Source organism: Paenibacillus sp. SSG-1 (assembly GCF_002224835.1).
Lineage (GTDB): Bacteria > Bacillota > Bacilli > Paenibacillales > Paenibacillaceae > Paenibacillus_AQ > Paenibacillus_AQ favisporus.
Genome location: NZ_MBRK01000001.1, coordinates 6,449,199 through 6,473,655, shown reverse-complemented (window position 1 = coordinate 6,473,655; position 24,457 = coordinate 6,449,199). Strand labels below are relative to the sequence as shown.

Here is a 24,457-nt window from a genome sequence, read left to right as displayed (position 1 = left end):
GGGCGGTTGCCCTAATCTTTTATCGCTTGCGTCATTGGTGGGTTATGGAATTGAACCGATGTTGAAAAACAAGGAGGAACGGACTCATGGAACGATTTCCGTCTTCGATGGACTATGTGAATATGATGGCCAAGCTGGGGGATTTAAAGGACGAGCACTACCGCAATACCCTTGCCTTAAGCACGATCATTGAACTGCTCATTGACAAGGGCATTCTCACCCGTGATGAGGTAGAGAGAAAAGCGGCGGAGCTCGATGAGTTTATGGCTCACTCACCTTATCCCACGGTGTAGGCCGGTCGTAGTAAGTGTCGCACAGTTTAAATTCGCTGTCTTTATAAAAGCATCCCCGGTCTTCCATTCCGGCACGCACGGTCATTTTCGCCAAATCCATCTGATTATGGTCCCGGCTTAAATGCGCCAGATAGGTGCGCTTCAGATCTCCGGTCAGCAGCTCGCTCATCGCCTCGCCTGCGGCATCGTTGGACAAGTGCCCGAGGTCGCCCAGAATGCGGCGCTTGGTGTTCCACGGATAACGGCCCATCCGCAGCATCTCAATATCATGATTCGCCTCCAGCACGAGCACGTTCGAGCCGCTGATGGCCTGCTTCACCTTATCGCTCATATAGCCCAGGTCCGTGGCCACGCTCAGCTTCTCGTCCCCGTCGTAGAAGCAGTAGCCCACCGGCTCTGCCGCGTCATGTGAGATTTGAAAAGATTCCACCCGCAGCGATCCGAAATCCCGCACCTCGCCGCTGTCCATCACGACACGGTTCTCCTCGGCGATTTTGCCGACGGACTTGTTGATCGCCTCCCATGTCTTCTCGTTGGCATAGATCGGCAGATCGTATTTGCGGGCCACGGCACCGAGCCCTTTAATATGGTCGGAATGCTCATGGGTGACAAGAATCCCGTCAAGTTCCTCTCCCGACAGCTCCCGCTGTTCCATCAGCTCGTCGATCCGCTTGGCGCTAAGCCCGGCATCGATCATCAGCGTCGTGTCTTCATTTCTTACCACGGTTGCGTTCCCCGTCGATCCGCTCGACAGAACGGTAAAAGATATGCCCATCATCCCTGCTCCTTTCCCTCTTCATCCTTGGGGCTGTTCACGGTCACGTCACCGCTGATCCCCTGTACGTAATAAATTTCTCCGCTCTCCAGCGTGAACCGCCATGATGGCGCAGCCACCTGGCTCTCCGAGTTAAATACCTGGCCGTAATAGCCCAGCTGAATATCCTTTATGGACGAACCTTCCGGGATAAAAGCGTCCACTAACCGTTTCAGTGCCCCGGATGCCGGCAAAATCTTCTGCTCTTGCTCGTCCTCCATCGGGGCGATTTCCACCAGCGACTGGCGGTAGGACACGATTTTCTGCTCGCTGTAGTACAGCTCGAGCTGATCGTTGAACAGCGGCCATTTGCCATCCACCAGCGTATGCATGACGAATCGGCCCGCGGCGCCGGCAACTTTCACCCGTTCCAGCTCCGCTTCCGTCATCTCCTGACTCGCCTGAGGGTCATACCGGTAATTGCCGAACTCGGGAATCTGGTCGCCCAGGGCGTCCACAAGGTCGGTGCCCATAAAGATCAGCTTGCTCTCGACCGGCTTCTTCAGCGTGACTGGCTTGCCGATGCTTTCCCCGCTGACGTAGTGATAGGAGATTTTGGGCAGCGCGGGCGTCATGCTCGGAATCGGGCACAGCAGCTGAATCGATTTTTCCTCCATCGCCTTCTGCGTGCTGTCCGCCAGGGAGGCAAAGTCCAGATTGGTGTCCGCCTGTTCGCGCACGTCGGCCCACAGCTGGTAGCCCAGCACCAGGTTCAGCAGCAAAAAAGCGTAGATCAGCACATTTTTGGCCCGTCCCCAATCCATCCCTTGCCCTCCTTTTACCCGAAATTTGATCCCGCTTGGTTCCCCATAGCTTCGGCTAACCCAACATTTCCAAGCCTCGACACGCGATCCATCCGATCGTTATGAAAATGGAGCTTTGCTCCTTCTAATCGACCTTCATGCTAGATGCTGCATCCGTTATTGCCCTAAATACAGCAGCAAGATATTGATTGGGCGGCAGAATTTCCTGCTACTCCCACCTTACGCCACTCTTTTTCATCGGTCAACCCGCATTATGCCAAGCCTGGCGTCCTTTTAGCGGATCACCGTCACGGCGCCGCTCTCCTGCTTCACCGCCCAGACCGGCGTCAGCTTCAGCCCCGTTCCGGTCTTGGTCAGCTCCGGCAAATACGCCGGATATAGATCCTCGATCGCCGAGTCCTTGTTGATCCGGCTCAGCTTCTCCTTGAGCTCGGCACCGCCCGGCAGCTTCACCATTGTCTTATGCTGCTCTCCGGATTTCATATAGATCAGGGAGCGTTCATAGGCCGACACGGTGCCCTGCTGCAGGTTCAGCCGGATCGTGCCGTAATGGAAATTAAGCGTGTCCAGAATCGGATAAGCGCCGTAATACTGCTGGAACACGATTTGGCTGCGGTCCTCTCCGGTGCCCGACTGGCCGAGCCGGTAGGTTCCATTCCAGCCGCCATGCTCGTTGACGAAGTCAACGGCAGCCAGCGCATCCTTCCCGTCGCTGCTCTCGCCCGCCGGCGGCGCGGCCGGATCGGTGTAGCTGATCCACTTCTGCTCCTGCCGCACCTGGAGGCTCCGCTTGCTGTCCGTATAAATCTCCGATCCGTCCTTTTCCTGGATGTAACGGGTTATTCCGGGGTCGAAGAAGAGGCTCTGCTGCATCTGTTCCACCGTATAGACGCCAATATTAATTTCAGCCTCCACCATCTGGATGGACGACTGCGGCACATAATATTTGCCGCCTGCCTCCGAAGAGTAAGCCGTCCATTCCTTGCCGAAATCGACATGCTGCTGCACGTCCTGCACCGTCAGGTCGACTTTGCCGGCTTCATAGACGACATCGCCTTCCGTACTGAAGAACATCGCATGCGTCTTGGAATCGTTCGGCGACGTATAAATCCAGATCCGGTCGATCCGCTCCGCTTCAAACAGCGAGTCAGGCGCGATCTGCATGACGCGCTGGAGCAGCGATACCGGGATTCCCGATCCGAAGGTCAGCTCGATCCCGGGATCCTCATTGCGGATCTTGCTCCAGTCCGTGTTCTCCACCGGACGGCGCTGGAAGCTCTCGAAGCTGCGTCCCTTCAGACGCGAGTAGATCAAGTTGTAGAACGTGGAGTTCGGGTAGAAGACGGTATGCTTGCCTTCTCCCATATGAATCTGCATTTTATCCGGATAAATCAGGTTCTCGGCGCTCTCCTCCGGCCCCATGTTGTCCGTCTTGATATAATTGTTCTCCGTTTTGGCGATCGAATCCCCGCCCGGCAGCCGGTAAATCAGGTAATAGCTCTGCACCAGGCTGCCGGCAACGAGCACCGCCAGCAGGATCGATTTCATCTTCTCCTTCATGAGGCGCTCCCCCCTTCGTCACCCAGAGGCAGCGTAAACGTCACCTTCGTGCCCTGCCCCAGCTCCGACTGAAGGGAGATGGTGCCGCCGTGGGCGAGCACGATCTCGCGGGCGATGGACAGTCCGAGTCCGGTGCCGCCCATGTTGCGGGAACGGGCCTTGTCCACCCGGTAGAAGCGCTCGAAGATCCGGTCCAGGTCCTTCTTCGGAATGCCGATGCCGGTATCCTGGACCGAAATGGCGAGCAGACGGCCTTCGGTCAGCGCCGCTTCCATTGTGATGCTTCCGCCGGAAGGCGTATATTTGAGCGCATTGGACACGAGGTTGTCCAGCACCTGATCGATCTGGTCCCGGTCGAACGGCGCCTTCTGAACCCCTTCCTCCACGCGGACTTCCGCCAGAATGCCCTTCTGCTGCATTTGAAAAGAAAAGCGGTCCGACACGTCCTCCAGCATTTCGAGCACATCGGTCGGCTGCTTGCGCAGCAGCGCCTCCTTGTTGTCCAGTCTGGACAGATGGAGCAGGTCCGTCACGAGCCGGATCATCCGCTCCGTTTCGTTCTGGATGACCCCGACAAACCGTGACGCCAGCGGCGGATCGTCCAGTGCCCCGTTATCCAGCGCTTCGGTGTAGCTCTTGATCGTCGTGAGCGGTGTGCGCAGCTCATGCGACACGTTCGCCACGAACTCACGGCGTGACGCCTCGAGCTTCTCCTGCTCCGTCACATCCTGCAGCACGGCGATCGTGCCCGTGATGCCAAATTCGCGGCGGTGAATCGGAGTAAAGGTCACGCGCACCATGTAATGGCGCGATTTCTCCTTCTCCTCTTCCGGGCTGATCTGCAGCAGCATCGTCACGTACGTTCCTTCCGTGAACGTGTCCGCCTGCTCCGGCGTCAGTCCCAGCACTTGCGCGATATCGCTTCCGGCCAGCTCATCCTCGTCCACGCCAAGGATCGCTCCGGCGCGGCGGTTCATCAGGATGACCTTGCCGGCTTCGTCCGTGGCGATCACGCCGTCGCTCATGTTCGTCAGGATCGAAGCGAGCTTCTCTTTCTCCTCTTCGTTCTGGATCAGCGCTTCGCGCAGCCGCGAAGTCATATAGTTGAACGCCTCGCTGAGCTGGCCGATTTCATCGTTGCCGAATACGGGCATTTTCTGGTCGAAGCTGCCCTCGGCCACCGCAGTGGCGTGGTTGGTCATTTCCTTGATCGGGTGAGTGATCGTATGAGCCAGAATGACGCCGAGCACGCAGGTCATCCCCAGCGCCAGCAGGATCCCGGAAATAAAAATGTTGTTCACCCGGCCCATCGTATCGTACAGCTCCTTCATCGAAGCGACGATGTAGATGGCGCCGACGATTTTCCCATTGTTCATGACCGGCTTCGCCACGACCTTCTTGCGCACGTTGTCTTCATCGATGACGTATTCCTCGTTGTCCTTGATGCCCTGCAGCGCCCGGCTCACGACCGTCTGCGTGTTCTTCTTCCCGACATAGTCGGCATGCGAAGGGTAAGACGTGATCAGCACCTTGCCGCTGGCGTCAAGCACCTGGATTTCCGCCCCGTTCAGGTTGAACAGGTTGTTGACGATTGCTCCCAGGCTCTCCACCGGATTATTCTCTCCCGTATCCCCGGTGCCGCCCAGCTTATCCGCCGCAAGCACCGACAGCAGCTCCGCCCGCTCCTGAAGGTCCTTCGTAAAGTTGCTGGTCAGGGAATTTTTCATCGCGCTGACAAAATACACCCCGATCAGCTGCATCGCGATCAGGATAAGCAGCACATAGATGATGATCAGCTTCGCCTGGATCGTGCGGAAAAAGGAGGGCCATTTCATTTACAGGCCTCCGTTTTTGGGACTCCGCATGACGTAGCCAAGCCCCCTCCGGGTAAGGATGTATTCCGGCTTGCTCGGATTCTCCTCGATTTTCTCGCGCAGACGCCGGATCGTCACATCGACGGTGCGGACATCGCCGAAGTATTCAAATCCCCATACCGCCTGCAGCAGATGCTCCCGCGTCATGACTTTGCCCGCATTTTTGGTCAAGTAATACAGCAGCTCGTACTCCCGGTGCGTCAGATCCAGCGCTTCGCCGTCCTTGTACACCAGATACATATCCGTATCGATAAACAGGCCGAACAGCTGCACGCCCTGCTTCGGCGTCTCCGCGGCAGGCGCGGCGGCCGCCTCCGTACCGTTCGGTTTGTTCTGGCGCCGCATCTGCGCCTTGACCCGGGCCAGCAGCTCGCGCGTGCTGAACGGCTTGGTGACATAGTCATCCGCCCCAAGTTCCAGCCCCAGCACCTTGTCGATCTCCTCGTCCTTGGCCGTCAGCATAATAATCGGCAGCTCCATCCCGGCGGCGCGCACCTCGCGGCACACATCCATGCCGTCTTTGCCGGGCAGCATCAGATCCAGCAGCATCAGGTCCGGCTGCGCAGACAAGGCCATTTCCACGGCGCTCACGCCGTCAAAGGTACAGATGACCTCGTATCCCTCTTTTTCCAAATTAAATTTCAAAATATCGGCAATCGGCTGTTCATCATCCACGACCAAAATGGTTCCCTGCATCGGCTGACCCCACCTCTTTTTCTCTCCGTACTTGTTGACACTGTCCTTTTTATTTTACCATACCTGGAAGCCCGTCACATCCCGCAGAGCCGCAGTTTTGGCAGTAATCCTTTCCTTTTCATGAAAATTTCTTGCAAACCTCCGCCATCCCACTAAAAAAAGCACGGCCTCCCTCAGGAGACCATGCTTTGAATATAAATATATGATAGCTGTATCCGGTTATGATCTTATGCTAATCCTTACCGCAGCCCAACTCAGTTCAAATATTTCATCGGGTTCTGAATCGAACCGTTCTTGTGGATCTCAAAATGCAGGTGGGTGCCGGTCGAATGTCCGGTGCTGCCCATGATGCCGATTTTTTGGCCTTGGCTTACTTTTTGACCGCTGTGAACCGAGATGCTGTTCAAATGTCCGTACAGCGTTTCATAGCCGTTGCCGTGACTGATGATGATGGCGTTGCCGTAGCCGCTGATTTGGCCCGTAAAGGTTACCGTGCCGTCGTCAGCCGCCATGATCGTCCGGTTGCCGGATACCATGTCGATGCCCTTATGCATCTTGCCCCAGCGCGTGCCGTAGGAACTGGATATGACATGGCCGCTCACCGGCCAGGCGAACTGTCCGGAACCTCTGCCCGGAACTTTCGTTCCCTGCAGGACGACCTCTTTGAGCGAAGACTTCACGACCGTTTGTCCGAGCCACTGCTCACTGACGACCTTTCCATTCTCCTTCGTCACCTGATAGGTCATTACCTTCAGGCCTTCCTGTCCGGGCCGAACGACCTTGGTCTTGCCGGCCGGCAGTTCCTTGCTCTTGCGGATTTCGATTTCCGGCGCAGTCGATACCTGTTCGGTCACCTTCTCGACCGTCTTCACCGTAATTGGCGGCTTCGGTACGGTCAGCTTCAGCTGATCGCCGATCTGCAGGTACTTTTCCTTCACACCCGGATTGTTGCTGTAAATCTCCTTCTGGCTGATCTTGAACTGGCTCGCGATCGTGCTGATCGTATCGCCTTCCTCCACCGTGTACACCAGCGGCGCTTCCTGCCCGGTCGTCAGCAGCTTGGCTGCCTCCGCAGCGGTCAGCACTTTGTTCGGGTCGGCTTTGACCGGCGCTACCGTCACTTTCTCCTGAATAGACACCTTTTGGACCGAAGTTCCCGGCGTCGACGCGGTTTTCGCAGAGGAAGTAGTAGCTGCCATCTTCTTCAGCTTCGTTTCCACTTTGTCCTTCCCGCTGGCCGCAGTGACTGCAGCCTTCGGCGCGAACTTCATTTGCGCCTGTTCCAGCGCGGCATCCACCGTGGCCTGGTCCTTCACGATCCCAACGACCTTGCCGTTTACTTTCAGTTCCACACCTTCGGCATATGCCTTAAGCATACCGTCCAGCTTCTTGAGCGTGTTATCCGTATCGGGCTTGGCCTGAAACGCCTTCTCGACCTTCGTCGTGATGCCGTCCGTCTGAAGCACCATCTCCACACCCGGATATTTATCTTGATATTCCTGCTGTTTCTGGCTGAACAGCTTATCGATTTGAGAGGGATCCTTGACCGTCCCGATTTCCTGATTATGTACAAGGACATGATAATACGGGACCATATTGGCATTGACGTACTGATTGCCTGCATACACAAGTCCAGCGATCACGATGACCGCACCGGCCGTACCCGCGATCCATTTCCGTGGAGCGCTCCATTTCCGCCCTTGAGGTTCAGTTCCAGGCGTCGCAGCGCCCATATGCTGATGTTCATCCTGCTTTCCGGAGAGTTGCGCGGAATTTGTCGAAGCTTGATTATTCTCCTTCCAGCGGTTACCCTTAAAACCCTTCATAACTCTCTCCTTGTTTGCTTTGTATGCTTTTTCAAAAATGACGAAAAAGTTAAAATTTTGATACCTTTTTACACAATCTATACTTTAACACAACGTTTACAAACAATTCAACTCTCGGCGTAAAGCAAAAAACCCACGTCCAGCGCGGGTTTATGTTATTTACCTATAAGTGGATTGCGTTGCTTTAATTCATTAAAAGGTTACAACTTCCTCCGTTGGGTTTGATCGCCCAGTGTTTCCAGCTGCCTATTGCTCCAGCAGTTTACTAAGCGCGGCATATTCTTCCTTCGTCAAATACTTGGAGATCGTGTCTTCTATTGTCGATAATTCTTGCTCGGTCAGGCCGTCCTCCATGGCGGCCGAAATTTTTTGCATTTCCGATTGCGGCAGCTTTTTCATCAAAATATTAAAAATCTGCTCCTTCTCCGTCGCGGTCAGCTCATCTTTCTTCTGGATCATTTCGTCCGGGCTGATGACAACCTGCTGATCGGCTGCGGACTGGCCGCCCATGGCCGATTCGCTCAGGCCCTGCCCCATAACGGGCAGCGCGTCGTCCGGCGCATCCGTGCCCTCGCCGTCTGCGTTTCCCCCCGTCTCCATACCGGCCGTACTGCCCCCCGATCCCGCCTCACCAGCGTTGGTTCCGGTCTGGGACCCGGTTCCGGCAGTTTCTCCCGCTCCCTCCGTGCTGCCTGTTCCGGTTTCTGCCGTATTCGTGCTTCCAACCGTTGACTTGCTGTCGTCCGCCGCATGAGCCGTGCTGGCCGCCTCTTTATCGGGCTCCTTTTCCTTGGTGTTGTTCAATCCCAGCATTCCCTTCATCATGCCACCGATGCCCGTCGGCTGGCCCTCCAGCTGAATGTTAAAGCTGGCCAGCAGCGATTGGACATACATATTCACGACAGCTCCTGTCGTAAGTACCGTCAGGCCGCTGATCAGCACCACAGTCAGCACCGTTTTGAGCAGCCATTGCGCAATCTTCATAGCGCACCTCCTCCTTTGCCCTTCCCGTCATATCCGGGCTGTTTTCCGGCATTCCAGCCGTTATTCTTTGTGACGACCTGTGACGACCTATCCATGCCAACACGTATGATTGACTGTTATTAGAGCGTAATCGCTACGGGCCAGGCCGCCCCAAATTCTGCACCGCTCCGACTCTATCAGAGTCACGGCGGCCGAACTCTATGAAACGGCGCTGTTCAATAGAATGAACTGAAACTTCCTGTAAATTTTCAAATTCAATCTATATATCTAGCAGTATTGACGGGAAGCGAAGGATTCAATCCTGCGGTACGCAAAATAGCCCCAACAAAGTGGGGCTTATGCTTCGACGCTTATTCCAGATACTTTTACGCAGACTCCACAACAAGGAAGCTGACTCCGCAAAGTTTATATACTCTCGAACATCTCAAAAAAAAGCCACCCTGACGCACTTGGCGTTAAGGTGACCTCTTCGATCAAAACGGTATCAATTCGCCTGTTTCCCCGGCTATTGTACAACTGATTACTTATTAATAGATCGGCAGCACCTGATTGGTCTGGTTCCGGTTGCGTCCTACCGAGAAGATAGCAATCGGAATGCCTGTGAGCTCGGATACGCGGTTAACATAGTTGCGTGTCGTTTCCGGCAGATCGTCCAGCGTCTTCGCGCCGGAAATATCTTCGTGCCAGCCCGGCATTTCCTCGTACACCGCTTCGCATTCGCCCAGCATTTTCAGGCTCGACGGGTAGTGGGTTATGATTTCCCCGCGGTATTTGTATCCGGTGCAGATTTTAACCGTATCGAGACCTGTAAGCACGTCCAGAGAGTTCAGCGACAGTCCTGTCAGGCCGCTGACACGGCGCGCATGGCGGACCACGACGCTGTCAAACCAGCCGACGCGGCGTGCACGTCCCGTTACGGTGCCGTACTCATGGCCCTTCTCCCGGATATAATCGCCGATCTCGTTGTTCAGCTCGGTCGGGAACGGTCCGTCGCCTACACGGGTCGTGTAGGATTTGGCCACGCCAATAACCTGCTGGATTTTGGACGGCCCTACGCCCGATCCGATACATACGCCGCCCGCGGACGGGTTGGACGAAGTCACATATGGGTACGTGCCTTGGTCAATATCCAGCATGACCCCTTGCGCACCCTCAAACAGCACCTTGCGGTCTTCGTCGATCGCGTCGTTCAGGACGACCGAGGTATCGGTAACGTACTTCCGGATTTGCTCCGCATAGTCCAGGTACTGTTTCAGCACTTCCTCGACGTCCAGCGACTCCCCGCCGTACATTTCAATGACCTGGTTCTTCTCTTTCATCAGATGGCGAAGCTTGAGTTCAAACTCCTCGGGATCCATCAGATCGGAAATCCGGATGCCGTTACGTGCCGCCTTGTCCATGTAGCATGGGCCGATCCCTTTCCGGGTCGTGCCGATCTTGTTCGGCCCTTTGCGGTCTTCCTCCAGACCGTCCAGCACCATGTGATACGGCATAATGACATGCGCACGATCGCTGATTCTCAGGTTGTCCGTCGTAAATCCGTTATCGTGAATGTATTGGATCTCTTCGAGCAGTGCCGCCGGGTTGATGACCATCCCGTTGCCGATGACGCAAATTTTATCGGAATAAAATACGCCGGATGGAATCAGGCTGAGTTTATATTTTTTACCGTCAATCAGAATGGTATGACCGGCATTGTTGCCGCCTTGATACCGGGCCACCACATCGGCGCTTTCTGCAAGATAATCCGTAATCTTGCCTTTGCCCTCGTCTCCCCATTGTGTTCCCACAACGACTACTGTTGACATGTTCATTCCCCCGCTTGGTGTGTACCACCGCATTTTAATTACAAGCTTATTTCATTATGTTTACCTGCAAGTATGATTATGCACCATTTCAAAGCTGCCATCGTCAAAGGGCATGTAAAACCCTCACACGTTCCAGTGTCCCCTACCATGAGACGAGCGCTGGACTGTGCTAAAGCAGCATTACCAGTGTAACAGTCCCCATTTTTAAAGTCAAATAAAAAACGAACAATTGCACTAACTAAAGTACAATTGTTCGGAAATAAGACAAGCATTCTTAGAAATATGGATAACCATTTATAAGATCGATTGGATCTATCTATCTGTTCTCGCGAACAACATCGCCGGCTTCGCTACATCGCAAATGCGTCGGTGTGCGTCCGCTCGTAATTGACGAACTTATTGAAATTCTTCATGAAGACCAGTTCGACGGTGCCCACCGGACCGTTACGCTGCTTGGCGATAATGATCTCGATGATGTTTTTCTTCTCCGTCTCTTGGTTATAGTAGTCGTCGCGGTATAGGAACGCAACGATATCGGCATCCTGCTCGATGGAACCCGATTCACGAAGGTCACTCATCATCGGACGCTTGTCCTGCCGCTGCTCTACGCCCCGGCTGAGCTGGGACAGCGCGATAACCGGCACGCTGAGCTCACGCGCGATCTGTTTCAATGTACGGGAAATTTCAGATACTTCCTGCTGGCGGTTCTCGCCGGCTTTGCCGCGTCCCTGGATCAGCTGCAGGTAGTCGATCACGATCATCCCGAGCCCCTTCTCCTTCTTCAGACGGCGGCACTTGGAGCGGATATCCGCAACGGTAATGCCTGGCGTATCATCGATATAAATTTCGGCCTCCGCCAGGGAAGCGATCCCCATGGTCAGCTTGGCCCAATCTTCATCGGTCTTGAAATCGCCGGTACGCATCAGGTTGGCGTCCAGGTTGGCTTCGGCACAGATCATCCGGTTGACGAGCTGGGGCGCCGACATCTCCAGACTGAAAATCGCGACCGTTTCTTTCGCACGAACCGCCACGTTCTGGGCGATGTTCAAGGCAAACGCCGTCTTGCCGACGGAAGGACGGGCAGCCACGATAATCAGGTCGGAACGCTGGAAGCCGTTCGTCATCCGGTCCAAATCGACAAAGCCTGTCGGTATGCCGGTGGTGCTTCCGCTCTGCTGGTGCAGCACCTCAACGCGCTCGAACACTTCCATCAGCACGTCGCGGATGGCGACAAAGCCGCTGCCGCTGCGCCGGTTGGAAATCTCCAGGATGCGCCGCTCGGCGTCGCTCAGCATGCCGGATACGTCCTCGCCGCCGGTATAGCCTTCGCTGACGATCTGCGTCGCTGTGCGGATGAGCCGCCGCAGCATGGATTTCTCTTCGATGATCTGGGCGTAATACTCCACATTGGCCGCTGTCGGCACCGCATGTGCCAGCTTCGCCAGGTAGCTGACGCCCCCGATTTCCTCCAGCTGTCCCTTGTCCTGCAGACGCGAGGTTAAGGTAATGAGATCAATCGGCTGGTTCTCTTCTCCAAGCTGGATCATCGCCTCATAAATCAGCTGATGCGGCACATCGTAGAAATCCTCGGGCGTAACCCGCTCCATCGCGGTGATCATAGCCTCGCTCTGCAGCAGAATCGCACCTAGAACCGCCTGCTCCGCCTCCAGATTTTGCGGGGGAATCCGGTCGAAAAAGAGCTCTCCGCCCATCTTATTCCTCCGTGACCTGGACCTTCAGCGTAGCTTTGACATCCGGATGAAGCTTCACGGTCATCTGCGTCACGCCCAATGTCCGGATCGGCTCATCCAATTCGATCTTGCGTTTGTCGATCTTGATGCCTTGCTGCGAAAGTGCATCCGCGATTTGCTTGCTAGTGATTGCTCCGAACAGCCGTCCGCCTTCCCCGGCTTTCGCTTTAAGCTGTACGGTCATCTCTTCCAATTTTTTGCCGAGAACCTGTGCTTCCTCTTTCTCCTGCTCTTTGCGCTTCTGTTCGGCCGCGTTCTGGTTCTCCAGCGTCTTCATGTTACCCTCGGTTGCCACACGGGCGAGGCCGCGCGGAATAAGGAAATTCGTTGCGTAACCTTCCGATATATCTTTAATGTCCCCTTTTTTGCCTTGACCCTTAACATCCTTGATAAAAATGACTTTCATTCGAACAACCCCTCTTTCTCCTCAATTTGTGCAAGAACTTCGAGCAGCTGGGCCTCCGCTTCCTTAACGGTACCCTTCAGCTGCACGGCAGCATTGGTCAGATGGCCTCCGCCGCCGAGGCGCTCCATCACGACCTGCACGTTCATCTTCCCGAAGGAACGGGCGCTGATCCCGATCAACCCGTCCGGACGTTCACTGATCACGAAGGAGGCCACCACATCCGTCATGTTCAGCAGCGTATCCGCCACCTGCGCAATGAGCAGCTGCGGGATGACCGTTCCCGGATCCGTGACGGCCAGAGCGATATGATCATATACCATTTTAGCACGCTTAATGATATCTGACTTTGCCAGATATTCCTGCAGGTCTTCCTTCAGCATCCGCTGGATCTGGATCGTATCCGCTCCACTCCGGCGGAGGAAGCCTGCCGCCTCAAAGGTCCGGGAACCGGTATGCAGCGCAAAATGCTTCGTATCCACCGTAATCCCGGCCAGCAGCATGGTCGCTTCCAGCGGCGTGAGCTGGATTTTCTCATGGATATACTGCAGCAGCTCCGTCACCAGCTCGCACGCGGATGAAGCGTACGGCTCCATGTACACGAGCACGGCGTCGTTGATGAATTCTTCGCCGCGGCGGTGATGATCGACCACGACGACCCGGCTGGCGTGATGAACCAGCTTCGGTTCGATCGTCATGGACGCCTTGTGCGTGTCCACCACGACCAGCAGGCTGTGCGGGCTGATCAGCTGCAGCGCCTGCTCCGGCGAGATGAAGCGCTCGACGAGCTTCTCGTCCTTCTGGACCTGGGTCATCATCCGCTCAATGGACGGGTTTGTGCCAGGGAGCACGATGTACGCTTCCACATTGTACATCTGCGCCGCCTTCAGCACGCCGATGGAGGCACCGATGACGTCCATATCCGGCATCTTGTGCCCCATGATGAACACCTTGTCGCTCTCCTGCATCAGGTCGCGCAGCGCGTGCGCGATGACGCGCGCCCGGACCCGCGTGCGCTTCTCGACGGCGTTGGACTTGCCGCCGTAGAAGGACAGCCGCTGGCCGGCCTTGACGGCCGCCTGGTCGCCGCCGCGCCCGAGCGCCATGTCGAGCGACGACTGCGCCAGCTCGCCCAGCTCGCTGATGCTGTCGGGGCCAAAGCCCAGCCCGATGCTCAGCGTCATCGGCACCTTCAGCTCCGCGGTCATTTCGCGGACCTCGTCAAGAATGACAAAGCGGCTTTTCTCCAGCTCCTGGAGCGATCTGTAGTTCAGCATCATCAAATACCGGTCGGACGACAAGCGCCGCAGATACACTTCGTAATGCTTCGCCCATTCCGTGATTTCGCTGGTCACCTTCGCAATGAGCGACGTGCGCTGCTGGTCATCCATGCCCTGGGCCGCTTCGTCCAGGTTATCCATCATAATAATGCCGATCGCCAGCTTCTCGGCCTCGTATTTCTCCCGGAGTACGACCATCTCCGTTACGTCGTACAGATAGATCAGCCGCTCATCGGTATTCAGGATCAAATGATAGTGCAGCTCGCCCACCTGGATTTCCGTCTCGATCTCCTTGGGCCCGTCCTTATGCGCTTCCCGGCCGCCGTCCCTTTTCTCGGCAAGCAGCGGCATCAGATCGGGAAACAGCTCGGATAGGCTAGCGCCCACAAGCGATTTTTGACCGAACATGGTACAGACGAACCGGTTATTCCATTCAACCACGCGGTCCTCGCTGTACAGCACGATCCCGAAGGGCAGCGTATTGATGGCTTCCCCTTCCACCCGTTTCACCCGGAAGGAGAGGCCGTTGATATATTCAAGCAGTTTTTTGCGGAAGTCCATTTCCTTCTTCAGCACCGCATAGCAGAGCGCGACGACAAGGCAGAGGCTGACGATTCCCAGCGCCCAGTTATACCGGGTCACAATAATGACCAGAACCAGCATCAGCGCAAACGCCCAGACGGTATAATAGCCGTGCCAGCGTTTCTGTAGAAATTTAGGCATGACACCCACCCTAACGTTTTGATTTGGTCATAAATTGACGAAGCGGAAATGCAAGATCCAGAATGCCGATAATCCGCATCGGCGGGAACAGCAGAATGGGAATCGCGAACAGCAGCGGGATGACGGGATGCCATTTCCGCTTGTGCCCCAAAAAGAAGAAGAAGCCAAACGCTTGAATCATAAAGCAAATATGCAGAAGCGGCAGCAAGTTCGCGGCAATCATGTCGAGAAAGCTGTTCTTTGATCCGCTTGCGAAAATTTCAATAATGACACCAATCAGATAATACCAGATCAGGGATCTCGGCAGCATCCACTCGCGGGCAGGCTTCAGCCTTGGGACAGAGAAGCCCATGCTGTCCATGATCGGACGAGCAAGCGCGTGCGTGATCACCGCCATCATAAAGGAACTGACTATCATGGCAAAAGGAATCATTTGCACCGTGGCGTCGCTTACCATCTGCATCTCCTCGGGGGACCAGGCCATATCCGAAATCAGCGGGTTGCTTCCGCCTACATCACGCAGCGGAGACATCGTCATTTTGACAATGTCATGGACGTAGCTGGACAGATCAAAGTGGAAGAACGCCGTTCCGACCAATAGCAGGAGCAGCAGTTCCGCCAGAATGGTACCTGCACCCAGCATCAATGTGCGTATAGCCGGCACCCTTCTCTTGTAGGCCCGCCCCATAATCAGGGCAGGAATCATAAAATAAACGGCGAGCAGCAAATACACCGGATGTACAAGGTAGGCAATCAGCCAAACCGGGAGCACATGCAGTATGAACGATTTGACGTTAAGTGTTGTGAATAGGATTGCGGCCGGCAGGATGAGAAAAAAGACGGTCACAATCGAGAAGGGAGATAGTAAAGATAGCAGCAGGAGCAAATAGACGACACTCCAGACTACCGACGTCCAGCGCATTTTCAATGTGTTCACCTCTTACGCATATGTTCTTCCAGCGCGGAAATATCCTGGTACCAATCTTCAAGCTGGTGACCTTCCTGTTTATGCTTCTTCAATTTGTCGAGCAGCAGATCATCCATGTCCCGGTAGGACATGCCGAGCCTGCGGGCCAGTATGTAAGAGCTCATAATCAAGCTGGCGAGACTGTCGCCCACTCGGGTGGTGCTGCCTTCCCACAAGGCTTTGAAAAGACGGGATACGTGGTCTACGACTTCGGTTTTCAGCCATTCAATAACTTTAGCGCGTTTGGCTACATCCAAATCCTTTGGCATGCCTCTAGGTCACACTCCCTTAAATAACCCCACGATGTGGGGCTTTATCCTCCGATGCCTATTCGGTTTCTCTTCGGCGGCCCAATATCAGCAAATACGCCTTTTTTTGATGAAAAAGCTTTATTCTCCATTATAGCATAAATAATAGCCTCTCACGAAAAGCCCCCCTGGCCTAAAACGGCGGCAAACTTCCAGCAAAGTGGCGTTATTAACCTCTGCCTATGTTCCTGCCTACAAACGGGTAAATGAATAAATGATAAGGCAAAAAAGACCTGCCATCCCGTACATCCCAATCCAAGCAGGTCTTTTGCCATTGCTTATTCAAAATCTTTGCCCAGCTTCCTCAAACCAGCGGATTAGCGGGTCTCTATGGATGCCTTGGTCTCCTCCGAAGCTGTGGATTCTCTGGAGACGAACTTCTCACAATATTCGATAATCTGGCTTCTGCGCACGATGCCGATAAACCGGTTCATATCATCCACCACCGGCACGAAGTTCTGTACTTTCGCCAAATTAATCAGATCTTCCATATTGGCGTCGATGGACACCGGCTTATTATGCACTTTGAGCGGAACTTCCTTCAGCAGAAATTTGGACGTATTCTCGAACGTCACCTTTCCGCCGGAGTTCTTCATATACCAGAGCAGATCGCCTTCCGTGACCGTTCCTGCATATTCCCCGTTCTTCCCGACGATCGGTACGGCCGTGTACCTGTGATACTCCATCCGTTCCAGCGTTTGCCGCAGCGTGGAGTCCATGGTAACACTGACCACTTCCTGTTTAGGGAGCAGAAAAAACGCTATATTCATGAAAATTGATCCTCCTCTTACCCTTTTTCAAGGTTCCCCTAACTCCATACGTTTCAAACCGCCCAATGTCTCAGTAGGGACACAAAATCAGCAGCCGAACCTGTGGCTGCCGATCATGCCCCGCATTTCTGATCCCGCAAATGCACACTGCTGCTTGTTGCGGTTTGGTTTTTTCTATATGCGAGCCAATAGGCACGCTTTGTTTTAGATATAAGAAAGCTTAATCTTCGTGGACTCAACATCCTTATATCGCAATAAAAACTTCCGCTAAATGCGGTCTGGCTTCTTAGAATGTTCGTCGATAGACGTTTTTGTTACTTTGCAACAGTCGTTTCTTCCTTCTTATCCAACATGTCAGGCGTCAACAGCTGATCCGAAGGGGTGTCCGGATTCTCCCAGCTGTCGATCAGCTTCTTGGCGTTCTGCACATCCTTCTTGATCGGCTCATCATAATAAACGCCGTCAATCTTCATGCCCTCACCCATGATGGTATAGGCAGTCATCTCAGCCTTATCACCGGCCAGCACTTGTTTCGCTAAATTGATAATGAAATTGGGCTGCATATCGGTTTTGAAATTGTCACCCATAATTTCGAGCAGCTCCGGAATTTTGGAAATTTGATTCAGGTTCAGCATCCGGTTGGCCACCGCGTCCAAAAAGACCTGCTGGCGCTTCGTCCGGTTAAAATCGCTGTCCTCCCGGTAGCGCACATAGTTGAGCGCTTCTTCACCGCTGTAAATAGGCTTATTGGCTTTGACCGTAAATTTCTCATGATCCTTGCCTTTGTTGACAATATCTTTGCCGATCGGCAGCTCCACGCCGCCCAGCGCGTCAACCGCGTCCTTCAGACCTTTGAAATTGATGGTGGCATAATAATTGATATCGTGGTCCAGGAACGCCTCGACGGTATCCTTGGACATCTGCTGACCTCCAAAGGCATACGCATGGGTAATTTTATCTTTTTTGCCTTTGCCGACAATCTCTGTATACGTGTCCCGCGGAATCGAAATGAGCAGCACCTTGGAATCCTTTGGACGTACGACCGAATAAATGATTGTATCCGAACGCGACGGTTCGTTGTCACGCTGGTCGGATCCGAGCAGCAGCACCGAGAACGGCTTGCTTTGATACGCAATCTTCTCCACCGGCTTGCTCGGCACGTTGTCCTGGGACGTCAACGGCTGATACGATTTCTGCAGCGAGCTTTCCACTTGCTTGGACAGGAACAGGTCAAAGGCCATGACTGCGAGCTGCTTGCGGAAGAGATAAGCCCCTCCGGCCAGAAGCAGCAAAATCACAGTTAACGTTATATATGTTTTTGTTCTCTTTTTCATTAAGGGATTCCTTCTTTAAATTTAGAATAAAAAATGAATTATAGCCAGGTCGCGCCTGTACTTCCATCCCTCCCTTCTATATTTACACGAGGGGCGAAGGCTTGACGCACAAGCTTGCCCGCTGCCATTTGGGTATAAAGTCACAGCCAAACGACATTTACATTGTAAACGCAAACGAAACAAAAGAAAACCTTAAAAAGGTAACAGTGTTACCGGAATGAGGATATTTCTGAGCCGTGTTCATTCCTCAAAAAAAGCCCCGCCTCGGCTGAACACCGCAGGCAGGGCTGTATATGGAACGCTCAGAAGGACCCCAATCCTTCCTGTATACGCAGCATATAACTCTAATCGTCGAATATAATATTACTTCAGGCTGTTCAGGTCCGAACCGCCTTCCACGCCGATCGGGAAGTGGCAGGCCACCTGGCGCCCAGGAAGCACTTCCGTCAGGGCCGGTTCCACTTGGCTGCATTTCTCCTGAGCAAACGGGCAGCGCGGATGGAAACGGCAGCCGGACGGTGGATTGGCCGGAGACGGCACATCGCCCTGAAGGACGATCCGGTTGCGTTTCTTCGTTGGCGTCGGCTTCGGAATCGCGGATAGAAGCGCCGCGGTGTAAGGATGAAGCGGGTTGGCGTACAGCGTTTCCGTTTCGCCGACCTCAACCATTTTACCGAGGTACATGACGCCGACGCGGTCGGAGATATGACGGACGACGTTCAGGCCGTGGGCGATGAACAGGAACGTCAGGCCCATTTCGCGCTGCAGCTTCATCAGCAGGTTGATGACCTGCGACTGGACCGACACGTCAAGCGCCGATACCGCTTCGTCGGCCACGATGAATTTCGGATTCAGGGCGATGGCGCGAGCGATCCCGATCCGCTGACGCTGACCGCCGGAAAATTCATGTGGATAACGGTTCCGACGCGAAGCGTCCAAACCGACCAGCTCCATCAGCTCAATGACGCGCTTTTCGATCTCCGAAGAAGACATCTTCGTATGGACCTTCAGCGGTTCGCCGATAATATCCTTGACCAGGAAACGAGGGTTCAGAGAACCGAACGGATCCTGGAAAATAATTTGCATTTCCTCGCGCATTTTGTTCAATTCCTTGGAGCCCATGGAATGAATATCGCGCCCGTTAAATTTAACGGCACCAGCAGTAGCGTTCTGCAGCCGTAAAATGACCCGGCCCAGCGTAGACTTGCCGCATCCGGACTCGCCGACGAGTCCGAAAGTTTCGCCTTCGCGGATCGTAATGGACACGTCGTCGACCGCTTTGACATTGCCCACAACACGGTTCAGCAGTCCTTTATGGATAGGGAAATACTTCTTCACGTGCTCTACTTCGATCAAGTTCTTAGCCATTGGCATTTCCCCCTATTCCACCGCTTACCGAGACTCCGTTACGATCCTTGTCTTCGTACAACCAGCATTTCGTGCTGTGTTCTACGCCGATCTGAATATCGCCCGGCTCCACCTGACGGCATTTATCCATCACATGCGGGCAGCGCGGGTTAAAGCGGCATCCTTTCGGCAGGTTGCCCAGACCAGGGATGGTACCCTTGATCGTGTACAATTCGTTGCCGCGTTTGCCTTCAAATCCCGGAATGGACTGCAGCAGACCAACCGTGTATGGGTGGGAGGGGTTCGAGAAAATCTCTTCAACCGTACCCTGCTCGACGATCGAGCCCGCATACATAACGGCAATATGGTCAGCTACCTCGGCAGCCACACCCATATCGTGTGTGATCAGCAGAATCGCCATACCGAGTTCTTCTTTCAGTTTCATCAGAAGGTCCAGAATCTGTGCCTGTACCGTCACGTCCAATGCGGTTGTCGGTTCATCCGCAATCAAGAGCTCGGGCTTGCAGGCCAGTGCCACCGCGATGACGACGCGCTGACACATACCGCCGGACAACTCGTGCGGGTACTGCTTGGCTCGCATTTCCGGAGCCGGTATACCTACCAGACGAAGCAGCTCGATCGCTTCTTTCCAGGCTTCGCTGTGGCTCTTGTTCTGATGCAGACGCAGGCTCTCCGCGATCTGCTCGCCCACGGTAAAGACGGGATTAAGCGCAGACATCGGGTCCTGGAAAATCATTGCGATCTTGTTGCCGCGGATCGATCTCATCTGATCCTGCTCTTTAGTTGCAAGGTCGTCGCCATTAAACCGGATGTTACCTTCCAGTATACTGCCCCCTGCATAATCTATCAGACGCATGATGGATAAAGAGGTAACACTTTTTCCGCTGCCGGACTCGCCGACGAGGCAGAGCGTCTGTCCTTTTTCGATATTGAGTGAGATCCGGTCCGTCGCTTTGACGAAACCATTCTCGGACATAAATGCCGTGGTCAGATTCCGGATTTCGAGTAGTTTTTCCGCCATTTGTCCAGCCTCCTCCGGGAAATCTTCTTCTTCTGTCTAGGGTCCATCGCATCGCGGATACCGTCGCCGATGAAGTTGACGGCAAGCACGACCGCCAGGATACAAACCCCTGGATAAATGGCCTGCAACGGGTCAATCAGCATAAACTCCTGCGAGTTGCTCAGCATAAGTCCCCAGCTTGTGGCCGGTGCCTGGATACCCAGACCCAGGTAGGACAATCCGGACTCGGAAAGAATCGCGCCCCCTACCATCAGGGTGGCGTTTACGATAATCGGAAAGCTTGCGTTACGAAGCAAATGCCTGAAAATAATACCTGTTCTGGAAACCCCGATAGCACGGGCAGCTTCAACGTACTGCATTTCACGAAGCTGCAGGTACGTACCGCGAACGAGACGGGCCACGCCCATCCAGCTTGTAAAGGCCAAAATCATGATCATATATTGGATTTTCGTTCCGAAAATCGCCATGACCAGAATGTTCAGGAAGAGCGTCGGTATCGAGTTCATGACGTCAATCAGACGCATGAAGATCGTATCGATCCAGCCGCCGAAGAAGCCGGAAATCGCGCCGACCAATGTTCCGATGATGACGGAAATGGCTGCGACGGAAAAGCCGACCGTCAGGGAAATCTGACCGCTGTGCAGCAGTCTCGAAAAAATATCGCGTCCCAGTTCGTCTGTGCCCAGTAGGTGATCGCCAGTTCCTGGCTTCAAGTTGGAATTCATCAGATCGATTTTAGCAGGGTCGTAAGGCGAAATAACGTTTGCCAGTACCGATATCACGACAAAAAAGAGCAATACAATAAGCCCGGTTACGGCATAAGGATTACGAAGGAATTTCTTCACGACCGTCATCCACGGGCCCGGAGGCTTCTTGGAAGGTGGAAGTGGCGCGCTGGCCGGTTCCGGATGCTCAGATGCCTGAACATTAGGAGCTGTCTCGATGTTCATGTCGCTCATGCCGATTTGCCTCCTTTACTTCCAAGTTTCACGCGTGGGTCGACGATCTTATACAGAATATCAGCGATAAAGTTACCGGCAACGACGACCACAGCCGTAATGAGCGTAATCGCCATTAACACGGAATACTCACGCGAACGGGCCATTTCGACGAACAAGCGTCCCATGCCCGGCCAGTTAAATACGCTTTCCGTCAGGGTCGCTCCGCCGACCAGAATCGGCAGGTCGAGGCCGATGATCGTAATGATCGGAATCAGGGCATTACGCAGCGCATGCCGGAAAATAACTTTGCGCTCAGGAACACCCTTCGCACGGGCCGTACGGATGTAGTCCTGCTCCAGCACTTCAAGCATACTGGAACGCGCGTATTTGGAGTATGAGGCCAAGAAACCAAGCACCAAGACGGAGCAAGGCAGAATCAAGTGATACAGCAGGTTGCCGAAATTCCCTTGCTTATCCATGTCGTACATGTCGGATAGCGGTAGCCAGTCTAGTTTTAAGGAAAACAATTCCTGGAGGATGATCCCGAACCAGAACGCAGGCATTGCAAAGCCAATGTAACTGACAAAGTTAGCCGTCTGATCGGAAATGCCGTACACTTTCGTACTGTTATAAATCCCCCATGGAATGGCGATGAGCAGTGAGATAAACCAGGCGAACGCCATCAGTTTGATCGTGTTGCCAACTGTTGGCCACAACACTTCGCCAACCGGCAGGTTGTTTTTGAACGTGTGACCCAAGTCGCCTTTCAGCATGTTCGTCAACCAAATAACATACTGGGTAGGAACCGGCTTATCCAGACCCAGGTTATGGGCTTGGATCTTTGCGGTTTCGGGTGATACTCCAGGGGCCATCATCATCTGTGTTGGACCGCCTGGCGCAGCGTGAATAAGGCCGAATGCAACCAAAGAGATCAGAAAGAGTACAAGAATGGATTGCAGTAAGCGGCGGATGAAGTATTCAGTCATTGTTGATCCTCCTAGAGATGATACGGACACGGACGCCTAACCATCATCCTTTTTTAAACACAAAAAAGGGTGGAGGGGAAGTTTCCTCCCCCTCTAGCACCGTTGTTACTTCCTATGTTGTCTATTATTTTGCGTCTACCCACCAGTTGATCAGGTGGAAGAAGTATCCGTAAGCCAGGGAGGATTCAGGAGCATCCTCTTCCGCAAATTTCACCTTGCTGCTGTTATACGCGGTTGGCGTACCGTATTGGTACATGAACACGTATGGAAGGTCCGTCGAAATCTCTTGACCGATTTGTTTGTAAATCTCTTTACGCTTCTCTTGGTCTACGACAGCCGTTCCTTCTTCCCACAGCTTGTCGAGTTTTTCGTTCTTATAGAAACCTTGGTTCTGACCAGCCGGCGGGAAGTATTTCGAGCTGAACGTCGTTTCTCCGTCCGGATCAGGGTTGTTCAGGGACCAGCCCATCAGGATTGCCGGGTATTTACCTGGAGTCAGGTTTTGGTCAACCCATGCAGCGAAGTCGAGCGCTTTAGGAACAACTTCGATACCTACATCCTTCAGGTTTTGCTGGATTACGCTCGCCACTTGCTCACGGCGGCTGTTACCCGAGTTGTATTGAAGTTCGAAGGAGAAACGGTGTCCGTCTTTCGTCAGGATGCCGTCGCTGCCTGCAGTCCATCCGTCTTCAGCCAGCAGCTGCTTCGCTTTTTCCGGATCAAAGGCATAGTTGACTGCCGCATCGCCCGGATCTGCCCAAGAACCTGGCAGGAACGGAGCGTTCATCAGCTTGCCTGTGCCTTTCAGAACGTTGTCGATCATGCCTTGACGGTTAAGCGCGTAAGCAATCGCTTGTCTTGTTTTTTGTCCAGCCCAAGGAACGAATTTGTCCTTGAAGTTGTCCGGGTTGAAGTTGAATCCGAGGTACTCGTATTGCGGACCTGGCTCCTGGATAACGGTCAAGCCGTCTCTGCTCTTCACGGCGTCGACTTGGGTTACCGGGATACCGCCCAGAAGGTCAACGTCGCCTTTGATAAGGGCTTGAACTTCTGTGTTTTGGTCGGCATAGATTTTATATACGATCTTGTCGATATGAGGTTTAGGACCCCAGTAGTTCGGGTTTCTTTCGAAGGAAAGGTACTGCTTCTGCTTCCACTCTTTCCATACCCAAGGACCGCTGGATACCGTTTTGGCCGGATCGGTTCCGTATACGTTCTTTTGCAGCTCTTCAGGCTTAACGTCCTTCAGGATGTGCTCCGGAACGATTTGGGTAGACAAAACATATTGGAATGGAGCGTAGACTTGTTTCAGCGTAATTTTAACGGTAAGGTCATCCACTTTCTCGATTTTCGTTACCTTGTCAAATCCGGACATTCCAGGGGATCCGACTTTAGGGTCCTTAATCGAATTGAATGTAAAGACGACGTCGTCGGCCGTAATCGCTTCGCCGTCGCTCCATTTCGCCGAATCTTTCAGCTTGATGGTATACGTAAGTCCATCTTCGGAAATCGTCATCGGCTCAGCGGCAATAGACCAAGGCTCGGCTACGACTTCACCTGTACGGTTAATGTCATACAGCTTGGCATACATGAACTCCGCAGCATCACCAGAAGCTGTATCTTGAACGAACAGTGGGTTTACGCTAACGATGTCGGAGAAGCTTCCGTAAGTCAGCGTTCCGCCGTCCACCGGACCGGTCGCCTCTTTCGTTCCCTCCGTGCCCGTATTCGTAGACGATTCTTTGTTCCCCTCGTCTTTAGGTGTGCTGCTTGCATCATCCTTGCTGCCGCATCCTACGAACAGCGTGCTGACTACCGATAATGAAACGAGTAATGAGAGCCATTTTTTCTTGCTTGTCATGTACCATTTTCCTCCCCTTTATGATTTGAAAAATAATGGCGTCCCGCATAAGATACGAGAACAACCCAAGACCTCTCCAATGGTCTTAAGCGAATCTGGCCGCGAAAACCATTAGGGACTTTACA

At 53.7% G+C, this 24,457-nt stretch carries 21 protein-coding genes; 1 reads left to right on the top strand and 20 read right to left on the bottom strand.

Annotated elements, in window-relative coordinates; all coding sequences use genetic code 11:
• Positions 1 to 86 precede the first annotated feature (86 nt).
• Complete coding sequence (locus BCV73_RS29520; protein ID WP_076172423.1) at positions 87 to 293, top strand: hypothetical protein; 207 nt, start codon at positions 87 to 89, stop codon at positions 291 to 293.
• Here BCV73_RS29520 and BCV73_RS29515 read toward each other — a convergent pair.
• The 20 genes from BCV73_RS29515 to BCV73_RS29420 all read right to left on the bottom strand — a co-directional run bounded on the left by BCV73_RS29515 (position 262) and on the right by BCV73_RS29420 (position 24,332).
• Positions 262 to 1,068 carry an MBL fold metallo-hydrolase gene (locus BCV73_RS29515; RefSeq protein WP_076172425.1) on the bottom strand — a complete coding sequence of 269 codons (807 nt, stop codon included), beginning with the start codon at positions 1,066 to 1,068 and terminating at the stop codon, positions 262 to 264. The genes BCV73_RS29520 and BCV73_RS29515 overlap by 32 nt on opposite strands.
• A complete protein-coding gene (yycI, locus tag BCV73_RS29510; protein ID WP_076172427.1) occupies positions 1,068 to 1,871 on the bottom strand; it encodes a two-component system regulatory protein YycI in 804 nt (267 codons plus the stop codon). The genes BCV73_RS29515 and yycI overlap by 1 nt, the downstream gene beginning before the upstream one ends.
• A 273-nt stretch (positions 1,872 to 2,144) precedes the next feature.
• A complete protein-coding gene (locus BCV73_RS29505; protein ID WP_089549495.1) occupies positions 2,145 to 3,431 on the bottom strand; it encodes a YycH family regulatory protein in 1,287 nt (428 codons plus the stop codon).
• Positions 3,428 to 5,191, bottom strand: a complete 1,764-nt coding sequence (gene walK, locus BCV73_RS29500; protein WP_481855845.1) for a cell wall metabolism sensor histidine kinase WalK — start codon at positions 5,189 to 5,191, stop codon at positions 3,428 to 3,430. The genes BCV73_RS29505 and walK overlap by 4 nt, the downstream gene beginning before the upstream one ends.
• 75 nt (positions 5,192 to 5,266) lie before the next feature.
• On the bottom strand, positions 5,267 to 6,001 hold the full coding sequence (yycF, locus tag BCV73_RS29495) for a response regulator YycF (protein WP_089549493.1): 735 nt from the start codon (positions 5,999 to 6,001) through the stop codon (positions 5,267 to 5,269).
• 254 nt (positions 6,002 to 6,255) lie between these two features.
• Positions 6,256 to 7,827: a peptidoglycan DD-metalloendopeptidase family protein gene (locus BCV73_RS29490; RefSeq protein ID WP_089549492.1), complete on the bottom strand. Its 1,572-nt coding sequence runs from the start codon at positions 7,825 to 7,827 to the stop codon at positions 6,256 to 6,258.
• Between the two features lie 246 nt (positions 7,828 to 8,073).
• Positions 8,074 to 8,811, bottom strand: a complete 738-nt coding sequence (locus BCV73_RS29485; protein ID WP_089549491.1) for a hypothetical protein — start codon at positions 8,809 to 8,811, stop codon at positions 8,074 to 8,076.
• A gap of 527 nt (positions 8,812 to 9,338) precedes the next feature.
• A complete protein-coding gene (locus BCV73_RS29480) occupies positions 9,339 to 10,619 on the bottom strand; it encodes an adenylosuccinate synthase (RefSeq protein ID WP_089549490.1) in 1,281 nt (426 codons plus the stop codon).
• Positions 10,620 to 10,969: 350 nt separating this feature from the next.
• Positions 10,970 to 12,331, bottom strand: a complete 1,362-nt coding sequence (gene dnaB / locus BCV73_RS29475; RefSeq protein ID WP_076172441.1) for a replicative DNA helicase — start codon at positions 12,329 to 12,331, stop codon at positions 10,970 to 10,972.
• A gap of 1 nt (position 12,332) precedes the next feature.
• Positions 12,333 to 12,776 carry a 50S ribosomal protein L9 gene (gene rplI / locus BCV73_RS29470; protein WP_076172443.1) on the bottom strand — a complete coding sequence of 148 codons (444 nt, stop codon included), beginning with the start codon at positions 12,774 to 12,776 and terminating at the stop codon, positions 12,333 to 12,335.
• Entirely contained in the window at positions 12,773 to 14,776 is a 2,004-nt protein-coding gene (locus BCV73_RS29465; RefSeq protein ID WP_076172445.1) for a DHH family phosphoesterase, read from the bottom strand. Before BCV73_RS29465 ends, rplI begins: the two co-directional genes overlap by 4 nt.
• A gap of 10 nt (positions 14,777 to 14,786) precedes the next feature.
• Positions 14,787 to 15,698 carry a DUF2232 domain-containing protein gene (locus tag BCV73_RS29460; RefSeq protein ID WP_234489821.1) on the bottom strand — a complete coding sequence of 304 codons (912 nt, stop codon included), beginning with the start codon at positions 15,696 to 15,698 and terminating at the stop codon, positions 14,787 to 14,789.
• A gap of 11 nt (positions 15,699 to 15,709) precedes the next feature.
• On the bottom strand, positions 15,710 to 16,012 hold the full coding sequence (locus BCV73_RS29455; RefSeq protein ID WP_076172449.1) for a MazG-like family protein: 303 nt from the start codon (positions 16,010 to 16,012) through the stop codon (positions 15,710 to 15,712).
• A gap of 356 nt (positions 16,013 to 16,368) precedes the next feature.
• Positions 16,369 to 16,821, bottom strand: coding sequence for a CBS domain-containing protein (locus BCV73_RS29450; protein WP_076172451.1), 453 nt, complete (start codon positions 16,819 to 16,821; stop codon positions 16,369 to 16,371).
• A 314-nt stretch (positions 16,822 to 17,135) separates the two neighbouring features.
• Positions 17,136 to 18,155, bottom strand: a complete 1,020-nt coding sequence (locus BCV73_RS29445) for an LCP family protein (protein ID WP_076172453.1) — start codon at positions 18,153 to 18,155, stop codon at positions 17,136 to 17,138.
• A gap of 363 nt (positions 18,156 to 18,518) precedes the next feature.
• A complete protein-coding gene (locus BCV73_RS29440; RefSeq protein ID WP_089549489.1) occupies positions 18,519 to 19,523 on the bottom strand; it encodes an ABC transporter ATP-binding protein in 1,005 nt (334 codons plus the stop codon).
• Positions 19,516 to 20,544, bottom strand: a complete 1,029-nt coding sequence (locus BCV73_RS29435; protein ID WP_089549488.1) for an ABC transporter ATP-binding protein — start codon at positions 20,542 to 20,544, stop codon at positions 19,516 to 19,518. Before BCV73_RS29435 ends, BCV73_RS29440 begins: the two co-directional genes overlap by 8 nt.
• On the bottom strand, positions 20,511 to 21,503 hold the full coding sequence (locus BCV73_RS29430) for an ABC transporter permease (protein ID WP_076172460.1): 993 nt from the start codon (positions 21,501 to 21,503) through the stop codon (positions 20,511 to 20,513). The genes BCV73_RS29435 and BCV73_RS29430 overlap by 34 nt, the downstream gene beginning before the upstream one ends.
• The gene (locus tag BCV73_RS29425) at positions 21,500 to 22,471 is read right to left on the bottom strand and encodes an ABC transporter permease (protein ID WP_076172462.1); all 972 of its coding nucleotides are present in this window, start codon (positions 22,469 to 22,471) and stop codon (positions 21,500 to 21,502) included. The genes BCV73_RS29430 and BCV73_RS29425 overlap by 4 nt, the downstream gene beginning before the upstream one ends.
• Before the next feature lie 124 nt (positions 22,472 to 22,595).
• Positions 22,596 to 24,332: a peptide-binding protein gene (locus tag BCV73_RS29420; RefSeq protein ID WP_076172464.1), complete on the bottom strand. Its 1,737-nt coding sequence runs from the start codon at positions 24,330 to 24,332 to the stop codon at positions 22,596 to 22,598.
• Between the last annotated feature and the right edge of the window lie 125 nt (positions 24,333 to 24,457).